This window comes from Nonomuraea sp. NPDC026600, assembly GCF_040638335.1.
In the GTDB taxonomy this organism is placed as follows: domain Bacteria; phylum Actinomycetota; class Actinomycetes; order Streptosporangiales; family Streptosporangiaceae; genus Nonomuraea.
The window spans coordinates 115,551-135,577 of the sequence record NZ_JBEZYD010000019.1; the positions used below are offsets into that span (position 1 = coordinate 115,551).

Annotated in this window: 12 protein-coding genes; 2 read left to right on the top strand and 10 right to left on the bottom strand. The window is 66.6% G+C overall.

Going from position 1 to position 20,027, the window contains the following annotated elements:
- The 3 genes from AB0F17_RS36110 to AB0F17_RS36120 are packed head-to-tail and all read right to left on the bottom strand — an operon-like array spanning window position 1 to window position 3,414.
- Entirely contained in the window at window positions 1-1,044 is a 1,044-nt protein-coding gene (locus AB0F17_RS36110) for an MraY family glycosyltransferase (RefSeq protein WP_358032055.1), read from the bottom strand.
- The gene (locus AB0F17_RS36115; protein WP_358032058.1) at window positions 1,041-2,021 is read right to left on the bottom strand and encodes a GDP-mannose 4,6-dehydratase; all 981 of its coding nucleotides are present in this window, start codon (window positions 2,019-2,021) and stop codon (window positions 1,041-1,043) included. Before AB0F17_RS36115 ends, AB0F17_RS36110 begins: the two co-directional genes overlap by 4 nt.
- A gap of 4 nt (window positions 2,022-2,025) precedes the next feature.
- Window positions 2,026-3,414: a glycosyltransferase gene (locus tag AB0F17_RS36120; protein WP_358032061.1), complete on the bottom strand. Its 1,389-nt coding sequence runs from the start codon at window positions 3,412-3,414 to the stop codon at window positions 2,026-2,028.
- 54 nt (window positions 3,415-3,468) lie between these two features.
- Between AB0F17_RS36120 and AB0F17_RS36125 the strand changes: the two genes are divergently transcribed.
- Window positions 3,469-4,701, top strand: coding sequence for a hypothetical protein (locus AB0F17_RS36125; protein WP_358032064.1), 1,233 nt, complete (start codon window positions 3,469-3,471; stop codon window positions 4,699-4,701).
- Here AB0F17_RS36125 and AB0F17_RS36130 read toward each other — a convergent pair.
- The 3 genes from AB0F17_RS36130 to asnB all read right to left on the bottom strand — a co-directional run bounded on the left by AB0F17_RS36130 (window position 4,698) and on the right by asnB (window position 9,335).
- Window positions 4,698-5,987 carry a glycosyltransferase gene (locus AB0F17_RS36130; RefSeq protein ID WP_358032068.1) on the bottom strand — a complete coding sequence of 430 codons (1,290 nt, stop codon included), beginning with the start codon at window positions 5,985-5,987 and terminating at the stop codon, window positions 4,698-4,700. The genes AB0F17_RS36125 and AB0F17_RS36130 overlap by 4 nt on opposite strands.
- A gap of 21 nt (window positions 5,988-6,008) precedes the next feature.
- Window positions 6,009-7,142 carry a polysaccharide biosynthesis C-terminal domain-containing protein gene (locus AB0F17_RS36135; RefSeq protein ID WP_358032071.1) on the bottom strand — a complete coding sequence of 378 codons (1,134 nt, stop codon included), beginning with the start codon at window positions 7,140-7,142 and terminating at the stop codon, window positions 6,009-6,011.
- Between the two features lie 279 nt (window positions 7,143-7,421).
- The gene (gene asnB, locus AB0F17_RS36140; RefSeq protein ID WP_358032074.1) at window positions 7,422-9,335 is read right to left on the bottom strand and encodes an asparagine synthase (glutamine-hydrolyzing); all 1,914 of its coding nucleotides are present in this window, start codon (window positions 9,333-9,335) and stop codon (window positions 7,422-7,424) included.
- A 489-nt stretch (window positions 9,336-9,824) separates the two neighbouring features.
- Between asnB and AB0F17_RS36145 the strand changes: the two genes are divergently transcribed.
- Entirely contained in the window at window positions 9,825-10,814 is a 990-nt protein-coding gene (locus AB0F17_RS36145; protein WP_358032077.1) for an NAD-dependent epimerase/dehydratase family protein, read from the top strand.
- A 49-nt stretch (window positions 10,815-10,863) separates the two neighbouring features.
- Here the strand turns inward: AB0F17_RS36145 and AB0F17_RS36150 are convergent, their stop codons facing one another.
- The 4 genes from AB0F17_RS36150 to AB0F17_RS36165 form a co-directional block, all read right to left on the bottom strand.
- Window positions 10,864-11,994 carry a glycosyltransferase gene (locus tag AB0F17_RS36150; RefSeq protein ID WP_358032080.1) on the bottom strand — a complete coding sequence of 377 codons (1,131 nt, stop codon included), beginning with the start codon at window positions 11,992-11,994 and terminating at the stop codon, window positions 10,864-10,866.
- Between the two features lie 215 nt (window positions 11,995-12,209).
- Window positions 12,210-13,538 (bottom strand): UDP-glucose/GDP-mannose dehydrogenase family protein, encoded by a 1,329-nt coding sequence (locus AB0F17_RS36155; protein WP_358032082.1) that lies wholly within the window; start codon window positions 13,536-13,538, stop codon window positions 12,210-12,212.
- 627 nt (window positions 13,539-14,165) lie between these two features.
- The gene (locus AB0F17_RS36160) at window positions 14,166-16,535 is read right to left on the bottom strand and encodes a hypothetical protein (RefSeq protein WP_358032085.1); all 2,370 of its coding nucleotides are present in this window, start codon (window positions 16,533-16,535) and stop codon (window positions 14,166-14,168) included.
- A 159-nt stretch (window positions 16,536-16,694) separates the two neighbouring features.
- Complete coding sequence (locus AB0F17_RS36165) at window positions 16,695-19,799, bottom strand: N,N-dimethylformamidase beta subunit family domain-containing protein (protein ID WP_358032087.1); 3,105 nt, start codon at window positions 19,797-19,799, stop codon at window positions 16,695-16,697.
- Window positions 19,800-20,027: the final 228 nt, after the last annotated feature.

A 20,027-nucleotide genomic window follows, 5' to 3' on the forward strand; every position in this document is an offset into this window, starting at 1 on the left:
TCAACGCCGCCTTTCACGGATTCTTGGAGGAGCATTCAGGTCTTCGATCGGCGCGTAGACGTGCACACCCTGCAGCAGGACGATGAGAACGACCGCGGTTCCGCCCACGACCATCGTCGTGACCAGGGGCGATATCAGGCGCAGGGCCATCATCAGACAGCAGCAGCCGGCCACGGCCGCGATCGCGCCGAGCGTCGCGGCGACCGCCCGGGTGGAGAGACCCATCCGGCGGAGCCGGTGTGACACATGGTCGGTACCACCCGTCAGCGGCGAGCGACCCGCCCGCATCCGCGAGATGAACACGACACCGGTGTCGACGGTGGCGACGAAGGTCGGGAGGAGCAACCCGGCGAGCACCCTGCCGGGGCTCTGCCCCATCACCAGGAGGACCGCCGAGCAGGTGAGCACGAACCCGATGAACAGGGATCCGGAGTCACCCATGAATATCCGCGCGGGCGCCCAGTTGTGCGGCAGGAATCCCAGGCTGGTGCCGGCGAGCGCGATCAGGAGCAGCCCCAACGCCGGCTGGCCGGTCACGAAGGCCGTTACACCGAGGAAGGCGGCCGTGACGGTGGTGACGGCGCCCAGCGCGCCGTCCATGTTGTCCAGCAGGTTGAAGGAGTTGAGCATCACGACGATCCACACGACCGTGAGCAGTCCGTCCAGCCATCCGTCGGCCGGCGTGGTGAAGTGGACCCCGGAGAGCACGACCCCGCTCGCCGCCCCGGCCTCCACGACCAGCCTGGTGACCGGGCGCAGCGGGCCGACGTCGTCGATCAGGCCGACCAGTGACACCGCGGTGCCCGCCAGGAGGATCGCCAGGATCCGGAGATCGGCGAAGCCGATCACCGCGATCACGGGCACGACCGTGCCGAACGTGATCGCGATGCCACCGAGGTAAGGCGTCGGGCGGGCGTGGGCCTTCTGCTCACTGGGGCGATCGGTCAGTTCCCAGGCCAGCGCCAGGCGCTTCAACGGCACGATCGCCATACAGCTGATCAGGAACGCGGCCACGCCTGTGGCAAGGGCGATCGTCTCGTTCACCGGATGGACGCCGGAAGCTCTTCGCGAACCTGCTTGACGACCTCGACGAGGATCTCGTCGAGAGTGCGCCGTGGAACCCAGCCGGTGAGCTCGCGAATCCTGGTGGTGTCGGGGACCCGGCGGGTCATGTCCTCGAAACCCTGCCGGTAGGCCTCGTGATACGGGATGAGGTCGATCCCGGACATGGACCCGGTGTGATCGATGATCAGCTTGGCCAGCTCCAGGATGCTCACCTCGTTCGCGGAGCCGATGTTGAAGGTCCGCCCGACCGCCGCCTCGAGGTCGAGGAGCCGGAGCAGCGCGTCGATGACGTCCGCGACGTGCGCGAAGCAGCGGGTCTGGCTTCCGTCACCGAAGACCGTGAGGGGCGCACCGCTGACCGCCTGGTGGACGAGGCGCGGGATGACCATTCCGTAGGCCGGGCTCTGCCGGGGCCCCACGGTGTTGAACAGCCTGACGACGATCGTCGGCAGGCCGCGTTCCTGGTGATAGGCGTTGGCGAGGATCTCGTCGACGGCCTTCGCCGTGCTGTAGGCCCATCTCACCACGGACGGGCTGCCGAGAATGCGGTCGGCGTCCTCCTTCAGCGGTCCGGCCGAATTCTTGCCGTAGATCTCGCTCGAACTGGTGATCAGGATCTTTTTCCGGTATCGATGCGCGGCCTCGATGACGACCTCCGAGCCGCGGATGTTGGTCGTCAGGCACCGAAGCGGCTGCTCGACTATCAGCTTGACGCCGACCGCGGCCGCGAGATGGATGACGACGTCGCACTGGTGAACCAGCTCGTCCACCATGAGTTCGTCCAGTACGGATCCCTGGACGAACTGCAGGTGGGGATGGTCGGCGGAGAGCGCGAGGTTCGCGAGTCGTCCCGTCGACAGGTTGTCCACGATCACGACGGAGTCGCCGCGGGCCAGCAGCGCGTCGGTGAGATGGGACCCGATGAACCCGGCCCCGCCCGTAATCAGAAATCGCATCTGGTCACCTCACGCTTCCCGCTGAAGCGCGGTTCGCCCGGCGCTCTTCATACAGCGATCGATACATGGCCTCGGTGTCGGCCACCAGGCGCTCCACCCCGAATGAGGAGGTGGTCCAGTGGCGGGCGGCCGCACCCATCTGGTGTCTGAGTTCGGGGTCGCGCAGCAGTCGTACGGTGTGTTCCACCAGCTCGCCGACGTCGGCGGAGCTCACGAAACCGGTGTGCTCATGCCGGATCACCTCGGCGACACTTCCCACCCGGGTGGAGACGGAGGGCCTTCCCGCCATCCCGGCCTCGATGAGCGCGACCGGCATCCCCTCATTGTCGGAGGTGAGCAGGACCATGTCGGCGGCCGAGTAGACCGTCGCCACGTCGTTTCTCCATCCGAGCAGATGGAAGGAATCGCGCATGGGAGCGATGGCCTGTTCCATCTCCTCACGGAGCTCGCCGTCCCCGCAGACGACGAAGCGGCAGCCGGGCACGCTCCGGAGCACGGCGGTCGCCGCGGCGACGAACCTGTCGGGCCGCTTCACCTGGGTGAGCCGGCCGACGAAGGCGACGACGGGCGCGTCCAGCGGGAGCCCCAGAGACAGGCGGGCATCTTCGCGGCTGGGGATCGCGCCGAGCCCGACGCCTGGTGGGGTGACGATGTACTGCTCCAGACGGCCGATTCCGGCCGCCAGCAATTCGTCGCGGACGCGGGCTCCGACCGTCACCAGACGATCGGACATCGACGCGAGAAGTCGCTCCGTCCGCACGTAGACAAATCGCTTGGGCGGGGAGAAGTGCCCATAAAGAAGATGCCCGTGAAACACGTGGGCCAGGGCCGGGTTGATGCCCGAAAGGCGGGCGGCCACGCGACCCAGCAATCCAGCCTTCGTGGTACGCGTGTGCACGATATGCGGCCGGAACGCGCGGATCGCCTTGATCAGGTGCATGACGGCCCGGACGTCGTCAGCAGGCTTGATCGAGCGGCCGAGCCCAGGAACCCGATGAACCGGCATCGCCGGGTTCCGGAGCAGGAAATGGTCCCCTTCGTCACCACCGACGTCACCCGTGTAGAGGCGATGGTCGAACTTGTCATGGTTCAACTGCGCGCACAACCCCGTCAGCTGAGTAGCCGGGCCGCCGATGTTCATCCGGGCGATGACATCCATGACTCTTATGCGGCCGTCCGGCTTCGCACAAGCTCCTGCGGAATGGGTCTTCATGCCGCAGAAGCTAGCTTGGGTCTTGACTCGCGCAATGGTCCGAGTCGCGGTGCCGACGGAATATTTGCATATCTTGTCCCCGCAGGTTATGGAATCGCATCGGATGAGGTGACAGGCCGACGTCTTTCCTACTGACTTGCAGCGGTTCGGAGTGCCATGTCGATCTCGGCGGCCGATCATCGTATTGTTCAGCGTGCCGTCCGGCCATCACCCGATGAGCGTTGAGGAGTTTGGGTGGAGTACCTTATAGTCGCCGCCACCGTGATCACACTGGTCGTTCTTGTTTCGGTAAGTTTTGACAAACAGACGGCGTGGCGGGTGCTCCCGGTGCTGCTCGCCGCCTTCGCCGTCCGGCTTGTCGTGCACCTCGCGGTGGTGCGGCCCGATGCCGTCGGGTACGGCGGTGACCACCTCGGATACGAGGCCATGTCGCTGGAGACCGCCGCGTTCTGGCAGCGCGAAGGCTTTCAGTTCGCCACCTCCGTGCCGGCCGAGCGCTTCGACTCCGTGGCTCTACCGTGTTATGTCTTCGCCATCGTCATATATCTGTGCGGCGGACCGGCCGCGCTCGCCTGTACGGCGGTCGTGGCGTTGATAGCGTGCGCGTTGTGCATCGTCATGTACAGGTTCGCGCGGGTGGTGGGCGCCGACGAACGGGCGGCATTCATCCTGCTCGTCGTCACCGCTTTTTCTCCCATGTTTCTCCTGTGCACGTCTGATATGTTCAAGGATGGATTCAACGCGTTCCTCGTTGTGAGCTGTCTTTACCTTGCCGTCTCGACTGCGCGACGATTCGACCTACGCAAACCGCTCATGACGCTGTCACTCCTCTGGGCTCTGTTGAACGTGCGTGCGTACATGGTGTTCATGTGCGGGGTCCCGGCGCTGCTCGGGGTCATGGGTTCAAGGGGCGCCGCGCTCACTCGTGTTCTGGTCGTCTCCGCCGGATTGCTGGCGTCGGGCCTGTTCTTCTTCGGCTACGTCGACGGCGGCGGGGCCATGGAGACGGCACTGGGCCAGTTGGAGTTCGGTCAGTCGGAGGCGGCTCGCCGCTCGTACGCCAGCCAAGGTTCGGGCGTGCTGTTCGACGACAGCGGCAGCGCGTGGGGCTCGCTGATCCCGAAGTTGCTCTACACGCTGCTGGCCCCCTTCCCCTGGGCCGAGGGCAGCGCGACGCTGCAACTGGGGAAGATCGAGATGCTGGTCTGGTACTACATGCTCTACAGCGCGGTGCGCGGGGCGCGCCTGCTATGGCGTCATGACCGGCGAGTGCTCTTGATCCTGCTGCTGTTCGTCGTGCCGAGCACGATCGCCTACGCGACGACGGTGGCCAACGTCGGACTGATCTTCCGGCAGCGCATTCCCATCGTCATGGTCACGAGTCTGCTGTCCGCTGTGGCCTGGAGCAGGATCCGGCCGTCGTCGGACACGGAAGAAGCCGCACCTCGGCCACTGACCCGCGCTTAGGACTTACTCGTCCAGTCCTTCTGGATCCGGGCGAGCCGCTGGTAGAGATCGACGTGCTGATCGATCATCACGTCCACGTCAAGATGCTCGCGGGCCCAGGCGCGGGCGGCGCGGCCGAGCGAAGCCGCGAGGTCCGGGTCGTCGAGCACCCGGACGATGCCGTCGGCCAAGGCTTCCGCGTCGGACACGGGGACCAGGACGCCCCGGCCCGCCAGCAATTCGGGTGTACCGCCTATCGCGGTGGCGACGATCGGCCGCCCCGCGGCCATCGCCTCCATGACCGCGTTGCTCAGGCCTTCCCACAGCGAGGGCAGAACCACCACATCGGCATTGGCCAGGAGCGCGTTGACGTCAGTGCGGTCACCGAGGAAACGAACATCCACCCCCAGCTCGCGGACCAGCTCTTCCAGACGGTGCCGTTCCCTGCCTTCGCCGGCGAGCAGGAACGTGCACGGCCGGCCTCGCCGGAGAAGCCGCGAAGCGGCGTCGAGCAGAATGGTGTGCCCTTTCTGCGGCGCCAGGCGGGCCACGCACAGCACAACAGGGAGTTCGGTGTCGATGCTCGCCGGTTCGGCCTGCTCGAACGCGGAAGCCCGTAGACCGTTGTAGATCACGGTCAGTTTGCGGGCCGGTATCTTGACGATGGTGCGGGCTTCCTCGGCCACGGCGATCGCGTTCGCGACGACGTGATCGGTGAGCCGGGTCATCGCTCGTTCGAGAACGAGCACCCGGCGGTGCCGCTGTTCCGGCTCACCCGCATTGCGCCGACCGGCCACCATGACGGGGACGCCCGCCAATCGCGCGGCGGGCGCTCCCAGCATGCGGCCCTCGAAAAGATAGGCGTGCAGCACGTCAGGCCGAATACGCCGCAACGAGGTGATGAGCCGTACGTAACCCCGCAGGCACCGCACCAGGTCAGGTGCTCCCGACGGTTTGCGGCCGAACCCGAGATGGTGCACCGCTATTCCAGCGTCTCGGAGAACCGCTTCGTGCGGCCCGCTTTTCGAGATCAGGAACATGTGAACCTCGATGCCCCTGTTGGACAGGCCCTGCGCGAGCAGAGATATCTGCGCCTCGGCGCCCCCCCGCCCCAGGTGCCCGATAAGAAATGCGACACGGCGGAGGGCGGACCGGTCTCTTTTCCGCATGGCAAAGCCTTTCGTCCTGTCGCGGCGAAAGTCCGGGCGCGGACATGGCATGCGAACGGCCGCACCTCGGACCCCGGAAATTACCGTCCATCCACGGTATTGCCGCCCGGTTGTGACCCGGCCGTGGCGCAGCGCCAAATGGCCGAAACAATACCTGCTCTACTTCGCTGAAGACGCGCGTGCCCGGAGGAACCACGTGACCCCGATGACCGCCAGCAGGCCGTAGGCGATCGAGGATGACAGCGCGGCTCCCACCGCCCCCATGCGGGGGATCAGCAGCAGGTCGAGCGCGATGTTCACCGCGAGTGCCCCGATGGTGATCCCGGACATCGAGAGGGGGCGGTCGAGCCGGATCAGGTACTGCCCCGTCAGGCGCACGACGGCGTACGCGGCGACCCCCGGGGCCAGGACGACCAGCGGTGGGACGCTTCCCTCATATGAGGGACCGAACACCCAGGGGATCAGCAGCGGGGAGGCGGCGGCGAGAAGGAGCGCGCAGCCCGATGAACAGAGCGACGAGAGCCGGAGCGCTCGCGCGGTCGCCGCCGCGGACTCGGTCATGTCACCGCCGGCCTGCTGTGGCAGGACGACCTGAACAACGGCCTCCGCGGGCACCCTGGCTATCGTGGTCACGACCACCGCCACGCTGTAGAGACCGGCCTCGGACGCGGACACCAGCGTGTTGAGCAGCATGATGTCCGCCACCGAATACAGCAGGAGATACTGGGCGATGTTGCCGACGTAGTAGCGCCCCGCGAGGCCGAGTTGGCGCACGGCGAGTTCCCGGGTGGCGTGGCCGAGGTTCGGGCGCAGCGCCCGCAGGTACAACGGGAGCGGCAGCGCGGCGGAGACGGCCCACATGATGATGACCGTGAAGATCGTGAAGTGGCCCAGCACCGCCAGCAGGACCAGGGACACGCAGTTGACCAGGCCGGAGATGAGGATACTGCGGTTGACCAGGTCCACCCTGGCCTGGAGCGTCAGGATGCCCCGCAGGTTGATGATCGCCGCCATGGCGGGCACCGCCGACAGAGCCACCGCCAGGATCAGGGCCGGCCGGTTCGGAAACACCAGCGGTGATACGGCGAAGGCGCCCAGGGCGGCCACCGCGCCCAGCCCCACCCCGAGCAGGAGACCGTTGGCGATCAGCGCACGGCTGAGAGCGCCGTCCTTCCAGAACGCGATCTGGGAATTGACGATGGTGAAATGCCCAAGAATGACCGACGCGCTGACCAAGCTGACGATCATCGCGTACAGACCCCTGCCCTCCGGCTGCAGGTAGCGTGCGATCAAGATGCTGGTGAATGTGGCCAGCAGAAGGCGGAGCCCCTGGCTCACCACCGTCTGTACGATCTTGGCCGTATTCGAGTTGCCGGAAAAGAGCAAGGCCCGAAGGAGCGGAACTCCAGAGGGGGGCCCATCGCTGACGGCGGTGCTCGACGCTCCGCGTCGCAAGGAGCTCGGCCTTCTTGCCTCGTGCTGGCTACGCATCACTCGAGTGATCTTCCTTGTCGTGGTGAGCGCGATCCCGTGGCCCGCGATCACAGGGACGGCGTTCGGCGAAGCACGCGCTCACGTCAAGGGGTCACAACCGGTCTCGGGCCTCGCGAGATCGTCGGCGGTTACGTGAGCTCGATACCAGAGTTCGAACTGCAGGAGAGCCCAGAGCTGGACACTGTGGTCGGCTCCTTCGACATGCCGCTGGAGGAGGTCCCGGACGGCCTGTGGCCGGAACATGCCCCGGCTGCGGGCGGTGGCGTCGGTGAGCAGGTCGAAGGCCGGCTCACGTAGCTCACCCCGGAGCCACGCCGCCAGCGGCACGTCGAATCCCTGCTTGGGGAAGCCCAGGATCTCCTTGGGCAGCCAAGGGGCGACGGCACGCTTGAGCAGGACCTTCGTCTCACCGTTGCGCACCTTCAGCGCGATGGGCAGGCCGGCCGCCCATTCCATCAGGTGGTGATCCAGGAGCGGGGAGCGGGCCTCCAGCGAGTTGGCCATGGTGGAGATATCCACCTTGACCAGGAGATCGTCCGGTAGATAGCTCGCGATGTCGACGTCCAGAATGCGGCCGAGACAGGTCGCCGCCGATGATCGCTCGAACGCCTCGTCGAGCAGCCGGTGACTGTCCACCCCCGCCAGCAGCTCGCGAAGCTCGTCACTGTAGAGGGCGAACTTCTGCCGGTGGGTGAACTGGGACATGAGGCGGGCGTAGCGGCGTGCCGGGGGCGCCGCGGCGATCTGCATCAGCCGGGCGAGCCGCCGTGGCCAAGATCCGCTGACGGTCCGATCCGCGATCAGGTCGCCGAGGCGGCCGGTCGGCATCGCCAGGGTGTGGGGCATGACCGGAATCCGCTCGGCCTGCCCCATCCGAACGTAGCGCTGATATCCCCCGAAACTCTCGTCGCCACCGTCACCGTTGAGCACCACGGTGACGTGCTTCCGGCTCAGCTGCGCGACGTAGAAACTGGGGATGGCCGAGGCGTCGGCGAACGGCTCATCGAAGTGCCAGGCAATGTGCGGCAGGACGTCCAGCAGGTTGGACGTGACGACGAGCTCATGATGCTCCGTGCCATATCGCTCCGCCACCATCCGGGCCTTGTGCCGCTCGTCATAATCGCTGTCCTCGAAACCGATGCAGAACGTACGCACCTGTTCGTGGCTCTGCATGGCCATGGCCGCCACCACCGCGGACGAGTCGACCCCGCCCGACAGGAACGCCCCGATAGGGCGCTCACTCACCATGCGGATGCGGGTGGCTTCCAGGAGCAGCTCACGCAGTCGCTCCTCTTCCGCCTCCTCATCCAGCACCGGCCGGGGCGAACTGTCCAGACTCCAGTAGCGGTCCACGGAGACGTTCCCTCGTTCCCAGACCAGGAGATGGCCGGGCGGGAGTTTGTGCACGTCCTGGTAGATGGACCACGGTGCCGGGACGTACTTGTAGGTCAGATAGTGATCCAATGCCACCGGATCGACTTCGCGGCGCAGGCGCGGATCCTGCGCCAGGGACTTCAGCTCCGACCCGAACACCAGCGAAGTGCCGTCCGAACGCCAGTAAAGGGGCTTCTTCCCCACGCGGTCACGCGCGAGGACCAATCGTTCGCGGGCACGATCCCAGATGGCGAAGGCGAACATTCCCCTGAGCCGGTGGACCATCTCGGTGCCGTGCTCCTCGTAGAGGTGGACCAGGCACTCGGAATCCCCTGTCCCGCGCAGCCGATGCCCTCGTCTGGACAGGTCCCGCCGCAGCTCGGCGAAGTTGTAGATCTCACCGTTGAAGACGGCCACGACCTCGCCGTCCTCGCTGTAGACGGGCTGGCCGCCCGAGGCCAGGTCGATGATCGCCAGTCGTCGCATGCCGAGCGCCGCGTGCTCGTCACTATAAAATCCGGCACCGTCCGGACCACGGTGCTCGATCACCTCGCACATGCGACGCACGAGCGCCGGGTCGGGACGTGTCGTCGATACGATCCCGGCTATCCCGCACATCAGTCCTCCATCAGTTGGCGCAAGAAATGGCGTTCCTCGGCCGGGCGATCAATAGCGCGCCAGCAGAACCGACAAATTCAGGAACGCGTCGACCCGGAAAGCCGTTACGCTCTCCCGATGCAATCTTTAGGGCGATTTTCCCGTTGAGCTGTTCGTAGTCCTGGCATCCTTGCTGGAAATGGATCCTAGACCACCATGGGCCACACACCACGACATCCCCACCAAGGTGGGCGTGGCTCCATGTGAAGGCGCGGACCTGCGGCATCTCGCGTTTCGCAACACGCCTTCCGGCGATAAGTGCTCGCCCGATCATTCTCGGTATCATGGCCCGCAGAACATATCGGCGGGACGGTCGAGACCGTCCCGGATTTCCTGTCCCGCACACCTCGATGCCGCCGGCGTGACGCCGAAGGGCAAGAGGATGCAAAGGGTTTCCATTTCTCGCGGTGCCATCAAATTCCGCAGTGCTCAGATAAGGAGAACCGATCGATGAAACCCATGGAGGCCGCCCCGGCAGGGCAGCGTATCGTCGTGACGGGAGTCGCCGGGTTCATCGGTTCCCACATCGCGAGGTCACTGCTCGACGACGGCCACGAGGTCGTCGGCATCGACCATTGCCTGGGCCATCCCCAGGAGGTCACCGAGCGGAACCTTCGGCTGAACGAGGTCAGCGACCGCTTCACACTGATTCGTGGCGATCTAGCCGAGATACCCCTCGAACCTCAGCTCGAAGGTGCGGACACGGTATTTCATATCGCCGCCCGGCCCGGCGTCCGCCCTTCATGGGGAGCCGAGTTCACCAGCTACGCGAGGAGCAACATCGTCGCCACCCATCTCCTGATGGAGGCGGCCGCCCATACCTCTGTCCGCCGTGTCGTGGTGTCATCCTCGTCCAGCGTGTACGGCGGCGCGCCGAACGGACCGGTAACCGAAGAAGACCTCCCCGCCCCGCTCTCGCCCTACGGGGTGACGAAGCTCGCCGCGGAGCAGTTGGCCCTCGCTCACGCGCGGCGCGCACGATCCCGGCCAACGGTCGTGGCGCTGCGCTACTTCACGGTCTACGGCCCGAGGCAACGCCGTGACATGCTGATCAGCAAGTTGATCGAATCGGCGCTGACCGGAAAGGCCGTCACGATTCTGGGCGACGGCAAGCAACGAAGGGACTTCACTTTCATCGCCGACGCCGTGCGGGCCAATCTGATGGCCATGACCGCGGAGGCCGAAGCGGAAGCCCTGAACATCGGCACCGGGGTCACGACCTCGGTGCTCGACGTGGCCGACCTCGTCGGCACCATCGTCGGGCGGCCGGTCGTCCTCGAATTCGGGCGAGGCCAGGCCGGCGATGTGCGGGATACGCATGCCGATGTCTCCCGGGCGAAAGACGTGATCGGCTTTCAGCCCACGATCGATCTGCGCACCGGATTGACGACGCAGGTGGAGTGGACCCTTCAGCACGAAGTCGTCCCCGCCTCGGAATAGCCGGCGATGGCCGGATCTCGTGTGCCGACAGCGAGATCCGGCCCGGCCGTCAAAGCCTGCCCGCCTTCCGCCGACGCGGCACCTCACCGCCATCGGTGACGACTTCGTCGTAGAGCCGTTCGAACCACTCCGCCGTCTGGCCTATGTCCACCGGGTCGGCGCCGTTCCGTATCCCGTCGCGAAGCTGTGCGTGAACGTCGGGCCGCATTGCCCGAAGAATGGCCTCAGCGAGCGCATCGGGGTCTCCAGGCCTGGTCAGGAGGCCGTTCCGGCCGTTGTCGATCAGGTCCGGCACCCCTCCGACGGCCGTGGACACCACCGGCACGCCGGCCGCCAGGGCCTCCATGATGACGACGGGCAGCCCTTCGTGCGCGGAGCTGAGCACGAGCAGATCGGCCGAAGCGATCAGCCGGGCGGCGTCCGGCACATGTCCGAGCAGCCGCACGCCGTCCGACTGGAGCTCGGCGACGCGGCGAGCCGTCTCGTCATGCAAGGGACCGGTGCCGGCCAGCAGGAAGACAGCCCGCGGATCGCGGTCGACCACCTTGGCCGCCGCCTCGATGAGCACACCGTGCTGCTTCTGCGGACGGAAGTTGCCGACGTGCGCGATGAGGAAGACGGACTCGGGAACATCCCACTCCTGTCTGGTCCGCGCGGCCTCCCCCGCCCGGCGGCGCTGCTCCGCGACGTTGATGCCGTGGATCCTGGTTGACAGGTTGCGCGCGCCCCGGCTGACGATGGCCCGCGCGACCTGCGGAGAGACGGCCACGGTCCGGTCGTCCAGCCATCCCGTCGCCCGGTCTAGCAGCATCGTCGGCAGGCGGTAGCGGACGTTGTGCACGGTCGAGACCAGCGCGGGCCTCGGCCTGGACAGCCGCGCCGTCAGCCGGAGCAGCGACGCGGGCACGGGCGAATGGAGGTTGAGCACGTGCGGGCGCAGGCGTCTGACCTCCACCGCCAGACGGGCCAGGCGGAGCGGCCGCGGCCAGGCGGCGAGATTGATCACCTCTATATCCGCCTGCCGCAATCGCTGGACGAGCTCGTCGGTCGCCGCGCTCTGGCAGAGGACCGTGTAGCGCATGCCCGTGGGTGGCGCGGCCAGCAATCGCTCGACGAGCAGCATCTCCGCGCCGCCGACCCCCAGGTCCTTGATGACTTCGCAGACGTGCAGTCTCCTCATGACGCGCCCCCCGATCGTTGCTCACGTGCCTAAAGGATCACTCTTCGCACAGGTGGGAGCGTCGGCGGCATCACCGTACGGCGTAAGAATTGGGAAGACATGTCCTGGACATTGCCGGACTGATCAGGCCATCAGAACTCGCGCCGCACGAGGTCGAACAAGGGGTGGACCTGCGCGAGTCGCACGTCCACCCCTTGTCGGAAACGAGAGTTCGGTCAAGCGCGGTAGGTCCAACCGGCCACGCGCCAGCGTTCCGGCGTCAGCGCGTTGCGCCCGTCCAGCACGTTCCGGCTTCGGACGACGCTGCTGAGCAGTGCGGGATCCATGTCCTGGAACTCGGTCCAGTCGGTCAGCAGCATGACGAGGTCGGCCTCCCGCGCGGCCGTGACAATCGTCTCGGCGTACTCGATCTCCGGATGGACCAGCCAGGCACTGTTCATCGCGACGGGATCGTGCATGGTGACCCGCGCGCCCGCGCGATGGGCGGCGACCGCCACCGCCAGCGCGGGGGAATCCCGGACGTCATCGGTGTTCGGCTTGAACGCGGCGCCGAGGACGCAGACCCGCTTTCCCTCGTACGTGCCTCCCAGGAGGTCCCGGCCGAGCGTGAGGGCGCGGTCCCTGCGACTCAGGTTGATGGTGTCGATCTGCCTGATGAACGTGGCGACCTCGTCCAGGCCGAGCTCCGTCGCGCAGGCGTACAGGGCACGAACGTCTTTGGGCAGGCAGCCGCCACCGAAGCCGAGTCCGGGGCCCAGGAAGCGCCGGCCGATTCTCTCGTCGTAGCCGAGTGCCTCGGCGAGCGGCAGCACGGCGCCGCCGGTGGCCTCACATATCTGCGCCACGGAGTTGATGAAGGAGATCTTCATCGCGAGAAACGCGTTGGCCGAGACCTTGACGAGCTCGGCAGTGGCGAAGTCGGTCACCACGAGAGGACAGCCGTCCTCGATGATCGGCTGGTAGACGGCCCGCAGCAGTTGCTCCGCCCACCGCGACTCCACCCCGAAAATGAGCCGATCGGGCTGGAGCGTGTCCTGAACCGCGTGTCCTTCGCGAAGGAACTCCGGATTCCACGCCACCTCCACCCGGCTGCCGCTGGTCTGGTGGCGGACGACATCGGCCATGCGCCGTGCGGTACCCACCGGCACCGTGGATTTCCCCACGATGATCGCCGGCCCGACCACCCGCCGCGCCAGCTCGGCGAAGGCCGTCTCGACCCACCGCAGATCCGCGTTGAAGGAGCCGGGCAGCTGTGGTGTGCCCACGCAGACGAAATGGACGTCCGCCTCGGCGACATCGTCGTACGCCGCGGTGAAGCGGAGCCGGCCCGCCTCCACACTCTTACGCAGCAACTCGCCGAGGCCGGGCTCGAAGAAGGGCAGCTCGCACGCGGACAGCCTCGCGATCTTCTCCTTGTCGATGTCCATGGCGATGACATCGTGGCCGAGCTGGGCCATGCCCACCGCGTGGGCGGTGCCCAGATATCCGGCGCCGATCACGCTTATTCGGAGGCGTTCGGACGACTCAATGGATTGCGGCTGCAAAAGTTTCTCCTTTGCTCGGTAATCGAATGTGCCGGTGCGACGATGTCGTCCCCGCCCACGTCGCCCGAGACCAACCAGATCACATTACTTTCTAACTCGGCGACGCCTGTGACGCGGCAGTCAACGACTGAAAGACATGGCAGAGCTTCCGTCAAATCTGGTTATATGCGGTGGACAGCGCGGCCGTTGGCGGAGTTGAAATCCTTGGAGGCTGCGGGCACGTCGATATACGTGCCACGCGTTGATGTCCTCGATCAGCCACGTCTTGTCGACGCCGTTACCCGGTCAGTCGAGAATGATTTCCCTGTTTTGCTGCTGATCCAGCGTCCGCGACGCGCTCCTCGGAACGACATGGCCGTGACGTCGCTGAAAGCGGCTCCCGGGGTCTCCGACCTCAGCGGGCGCACCTGGATGCGGGGAGCGGCCTGTTCTAGGCCGCGCACCGTTTGGGGGCAAAACTCGTTCGACTTCGATGCGAATTCCGTCGCGCATCAGCGAAACTAAGCAGCACGTTTGCGCCGAACGGACTCGCGGCGCCAGTTCATCCGCGCCTTCAGCGCATATTTCGGCGTTTCGGCGCCCTATCCGGCGGTCACGTGAAAGGGATCTCACGCCTCGGCGGCACCGTCACAGGCCCGTCGCGGGCAACCGGTAGACGGCGTAGTCGCCGGCACGGAGCTGAAGGTCCGCGAAGGCGCCGAGGTTGGCGCCGGGATTCATCCGGCGCTCGTCCACGAAGAGCCACCGAACCCCGTACTCATCCCGCAGACGCCGGACCGCCTCCGCCGAGGGGGCCAGGAACACCGTGTCGTTGGCCTGGAGCCGGTCGCGATCCCAGAACGGCCGGGTCTCCACCACCTCACCGGGGCGCCAGCTGTCCATGTTGGTCACCGTGTAGGCCCAGCCTTCGACCAGCATCCGCCGCTCGCTCAGCGCGGTCGCCCAGAACGCACGGCTGTCACAGGGGTTTTCGAAGCCCATACGGCAGTGCACGTTCGTCGCGACGAGATCGTCGACAGCCGAGTGGGCACGCAGCCACCGCCCGACGGTGAAGGCCCCCTCGGGAATCGCCTGCGGCGGCACGGCCGCGTTGTGGCCGGCGGCCACCCCGTACGGGTTCTGGACGGCGGTCACGGGGCTTCTGAACGTGCCGGGCATGACCCGGGCGAACCAGGCGGCGGGCGTGCCGGCGGCCGTGACCATGCAGATCACCAGGGCACAGGTACGCAGCCCGCTCTGCCGTGCGGCGCGCAGCACGACGACGGCCAGCAGGATCACACCCAGCAGCGCGAGGTACGGCAGGAACAGGATGATGTCGTCCTGGCCCGGGTCCAGCGGGATCCTGACGCCGCAGAGCGTCCGGATGGCGTAGACGGCCACCACCCCCACCCCGGCCGCGCCCGCCACCGCTCCGAACCGCACGCGCGCCTTCCGCACGATGAGCACGAGCCCGTAGACCGCGACCATCGCCAGGTAGGGATAGGACGCCTGGAGGAAATAGCTCTGGGACTGATGCGGATGGCCGAGTACGAGCGCCGCCGCGAGACCGGCCGCGCTCATGCTGAGCACCAGGACCACCACGGGCCGCACGAGCAGGTGCGGCCGGCCCACGAGCCCGAAGATCCCGCACCACGTGATGATCCCGCACAGGACGCACAGCAGGGCGGCGCCGATCGTGACGGCCGGCGAGAACTCGGCCCCGATCTCCAAGCCGGTCATGCTCCTCAAGGTCAGGCGCGTGATCGACAACGGATCGATCAGGATGCCCTGCCGCGCGCCGCCGAACAGCACGCACTGCGCGAAGAGCAGGCACGCCGCGGTGAGGCCGAGCGCGACGAGCGGTCGCCGGGGCAGGGCGAACCACCTGACCGCCTCGACCAGCGCGACCGCCATGAGCCCCGCCATGAGCAGCGGCAGATAGCTGGCCTTCGCCCCCATGACCGCCGCGAGCAAGATCCCCAGGAGGACCCACCTGCCCCGTGGCTGTGGCTTGCGGCCGAGCAGGTCGATGAGGAGCAGGACGATCGGGGCGAAGAACAGGGCGCCGAAGGTCTGGGTCGGGCTCGACCACGACTGCACGGTCTTCCAGGTGAACACCCCGGTGGCCTCGCCCAGGTACAGGCTCGGCGCCGTGATGAGGACCGTGCTCGCGAGGCCGGCCAGCGCTCCCGCGTACGAGTGCGTGATGCGACGGCCGACCATCCCGAGGACGACGATGAGGGCGGCGAGCATCGGCAGGATGGAGAGGCGGAAGAGCAGGACCAGCGGTTCCACCCCGGTGACCCAGCTCGCGGCCGCGACATGCGCGTAGACGAACCAGTGGTAGACGAGGGGTTCACCGGCGACCGTCGGCACCATGGGCGGCATGTGGTGCTTCAACTCACCGGCCAGGGCCAGGTGAAAGGGCATGTCGATGAACGACGTCCCGATCGCCGGCCAGGTGAGGGCCTGGGTCCTGAAGACGTTGACGGCGGACCACACGATCAGATAGATCATGATCAGCGCGGTGCACCATGACCACCACAGCGGCGTCCTGTCCGCGTCGGGGGCGCTCCTCCAGTGTCCGCGCAGCCGAGGGACGGCGAGAAAGAGCACATAGGTGCTGATCGGCCAGGCCAGCACCAGCAGCGGCACGCCGAGCGCGCGGGCCGGTATGTAGGTGAGGACTTCCAGCGCGTAGCCGAGCGTCACGCCGAGCGCGAGCCCCTCCATCAGCGTGGGCGTACCCCGGTACAGCGCTCGGACCCACAACAGGCCCGGCAGCGCGACACCCAGGGCGATGTAGAGGCTGAAGAAGGCCAAATCGGCGGCGGAGACGCCGTAGAACCCCAGCGCGACCCCGACACAGGCGACCACGGCCGTCGCCGGAAGCCAGGTCGAACAGCGCTTCAGCAGTGATGCGCGCTTTCCCCCGGGCGGTGATCCGGCCACGCCGGGCTCCGACGTGGGTGCGAAGGGAAGCAGCGCGGAGCGCAGAAAGGGCGGAGCGTCGGCCATGCACGCAAGCTTGACCACACCGGCGCCCCGGACAGGCGCCAACGCCCGAGCACGGCGATGTTCTTGCCAGCCCTTTGTGGGTTTTTAAGGATGGCGGAATGACCCGGCCCGAGGCTCAGCCTCGGGCCGGGTCATTTCCGTGTGACGGCGCGCAGCACGCTAACTCGCCGCGGCGTCGAACAGCACATCGACCCAGTAATTGGTGACCTGGTAGGTATTGTTGGGGAACGTGGTCGGCGTCCCGTACTTGTACACCCCGTTACTTCCCGCCACCTCGGTACCGGCCGGTGCGTAGAGCGGACCGCGGCCATATCCCGTCGTGAAGTACGGCCTGGTCATCGAGTAATTTCCCTGGGGCATGTAATAGGAAGCCACGTACGTGGTGTTCGCGGTAAGCGGGACCGGTGTCGCGAAGTTCACCTGCTGCCACCCGGATGGAGTCTCGTTGGTGAACGTCGCGCTCGCGAGCAACTGGCCGCCTTGCGTCCACAGCGTCCCGACGTGGGTTCCCGTGTTCTGCGGAGACTTGTAGAACCGGACTCCGGTGGCGACCCCGTTCGAGGTGGGGCTGAACTTCACCCCGACGACGACCGCCTTGGTGTCGCCGCTGGAATCGAGCGCCGGTTGCGCCGTCTCGTCCCACAGCGTGCTCGACGGCGAGAACACCACGTCCACCCAGTAGTTCGTGGACTGGTAGGTACTGGTGGGAAAGGTGGGCGTCGGACTGTACGCATAGACGCCGTTGCCCGGGGTGACGGCGCTGTTCGCCAGCCCGATGAGCAGCCCGGACGAATACTGCTGGGTGAAATACGGCCGGGTTACCGAATACCTCCCGGATGGCGCGTAATACGAGGCGACATAGGTGGTGTTGGCGCTCACCGGGACGGACGTCGAAAAGTTCACCTGCTGCCAGCCGGTCGCCGTTTCACTGGTGAACGTCGCTCTGGCCAGGAGCTGACCCGTGGAGGTCCAGAGGCTACCCGTGTGCGTTCCCGTGTTGAGCGCCCCCTTGTAAAATCTGATACCGCTGATGTGGCCCGGGCTGGTGGGCTGGAATTTCACGCCCACCTCCGTCCCGGCGGAATCATTTTGCGAAGCGGTGGCGGGCGTCGCGGACGGCGGCCACGTGGTGCAGGGGCATGGTGTGGTCACGGTGACGGGCCTCTGGGTCGGCGTCGTCTGGAGGTTTCCGCTGTCGTCGACCGCTCGCGCCAATATCGTCACCGGCCCGGCCGAGCCGGTCGTCCAGCTGAACTGCCAGTCCGCGAGCCCCTTCGCCTGGAACCACCTGTTGCCGCCGTCCGGGGAGACTTCGACGCCCCCCAGCTGTCCGCCCCCGAGGTCGATCGCCGTCCCCCGGATGGAGACCGTGGTGCCACTCGGCACGCTGGCGCCGCTGGACGGACTCGTGATCGTCGTCGTCGGAGGCAAGGTGTCCGGTGACGGGGCCGCCGGAACCAGGCCCGGCTGCAGGCTCGCCGGCTGCAGGCTCATGTCGGCGAAGAGATTGACGGTCGCCTGCTGCATCCGGACGTCCGTAGGTGTACCAGGCCGGTAGTGAACGGCGTCAAGCCCCCACGCCCACTGCACGGTGCCCGCGCCGAAGACGCGCGCACCGCTGGAGTGCCGGTAGAGGATCAGGTTGTGGGTCGCGACCCCGGCGCCGTATCCGCCGCCGAAGTTGAGCAGGATCTTGTCCATCCGGCCCATCGTCATGCTGGAGAACTTCACCGAGCCCGCGGGGGTCGTCAGGTTGTCAGGCGCGGAGTCCCATTCATAGCCCAGCACGCCGGCCGGAAAGATCGCCGTCTGTCCGGGCAGGAGATTCGCCACGGACGTGTTGCGCCACAGCCGCAGGCTCCGGTAGGCGAAAGGAACAGCCACCGAGTCGGAGACGGTGCCGTTGACCGCGAACATCGTGCCGGTCACGGCGTTCTCCGGCCGGCCGCCGTTCGACGGCGGCGAGAAACGCGGGTCACGCCAGGTGCCGGTCCATTGCGGGCTGGGGTCGATCTTGGCGTTCGCCAGCGTCTCCTTGTAGCAGACCATGGTCCGGAACGGCGTGACCGCGCCGTCGATGCTCGGCTCCCACCTGGTCTTCCAGAACATCTCGTTGCCTGAGAAGAAGGCCAGGTTGACGGCGCTGGCCCGGGCGGCCTCGACGTTGTCCCGCATGTCCAGGGACCAGTACTCGTCGTGGCCGGACGACAGGAATGCGCGATGTTCAAGCAGCTCTGCCCCCGACCTGGCGGTGTCGACGTTCGTGGCGTAGCTCACGTCATAGGCGTTCGCCTCAAGCCATCTGACCATCGGGTATTCGGAGTTGTAGAAGAAGGACTCCGCCGCGCCGCTGACTTCGCCGCTCCGGTTGTTGAACGGGCGGTTGTAGCTGACCTTGAAGGCACGCCCCGCCGGGCTTCCGGTGTACAGGCTGTTTCCGCCGTAGTTGTTGTACGCCGTCCACGTCGCGTCAGAGGTCTGGACCAGGAGGTCCGCGCCGCGCGTGTCATCTCGGACGACGAAGGTGATCTGGCTCTCGCCGAAGGTGCCGTCCTCGCGGACCAGCTTCGCGATATAGACGCCGGAGACGGCGGTGCCCGGCACCGCCCAGGACGCGGAGACCGTCCAGTTCCCGCAGTCGACCAGTCCGGTGGTCGTATCACTGACACACGTGGGCTGCACCTGAGGCAAGGTGGCGGACGGCTGCACCGTGGCGATCTTTCGCGCCCCCATGCCGCTGTAGTAGCCGATGCGATAGATGTCCAACCGGTAGTCGGTGGCGAATGTGTCCACCTTGAAATCTACGGTCGTCCCTTTGTTGATGCTGATATCCGTCGCAAATCCCTGGATATTGGCGCTGCCCGCCCCCACCACGTCCCACTCGCTCGGCGGATTGCCGGGAAGGGCGTTCTCCAGGCAGATGACCGAGGTCGGCGGGCAGGGATCCGCCGCCATCACGGCATGCCGCCTCCTGGGCGGTCCCGGCGGGCGACCGTGGGCGGCCTTGATCGCTGCCAGGCCCTTGCGCGCGGCCTCGCTGATACGAGGGACTGCGGCGCCGGGCTCCGACGTGAGGCTCACCGTCGCGCCCTGGCCCGGGTGGGAGATGGCATTCACGGTGACGCCGATCACACTGCTCTCACCGACCGGCACCTGGGCGGCGCCGAGGGCGCCCAGCGCGGCCACGATGCCCGCGCCCAGAACAACCGGCGGGCTGCGAAATATCCGCCACCACAAACCGGTCTTTTTCTCACTTACGGGCATGATGCACCCCCTAGATCACACTGATTTCAGTGAACTTCTCAGCCGTCACGGGGGGCCATGAGCAAATGAATACAACGATGCCCGGCTCTTGCGTTAATCGGGTGAGGGCAGGGCGATTTCCCGGCAGGACGGACTTGGGTGTTGATTCTCCGCTAACAACTCATTCGCCGCAGAGATCGGCATATCTCCGGAGAACCCAAGCCATAACCCTTTGGCCCGGACAAAGAA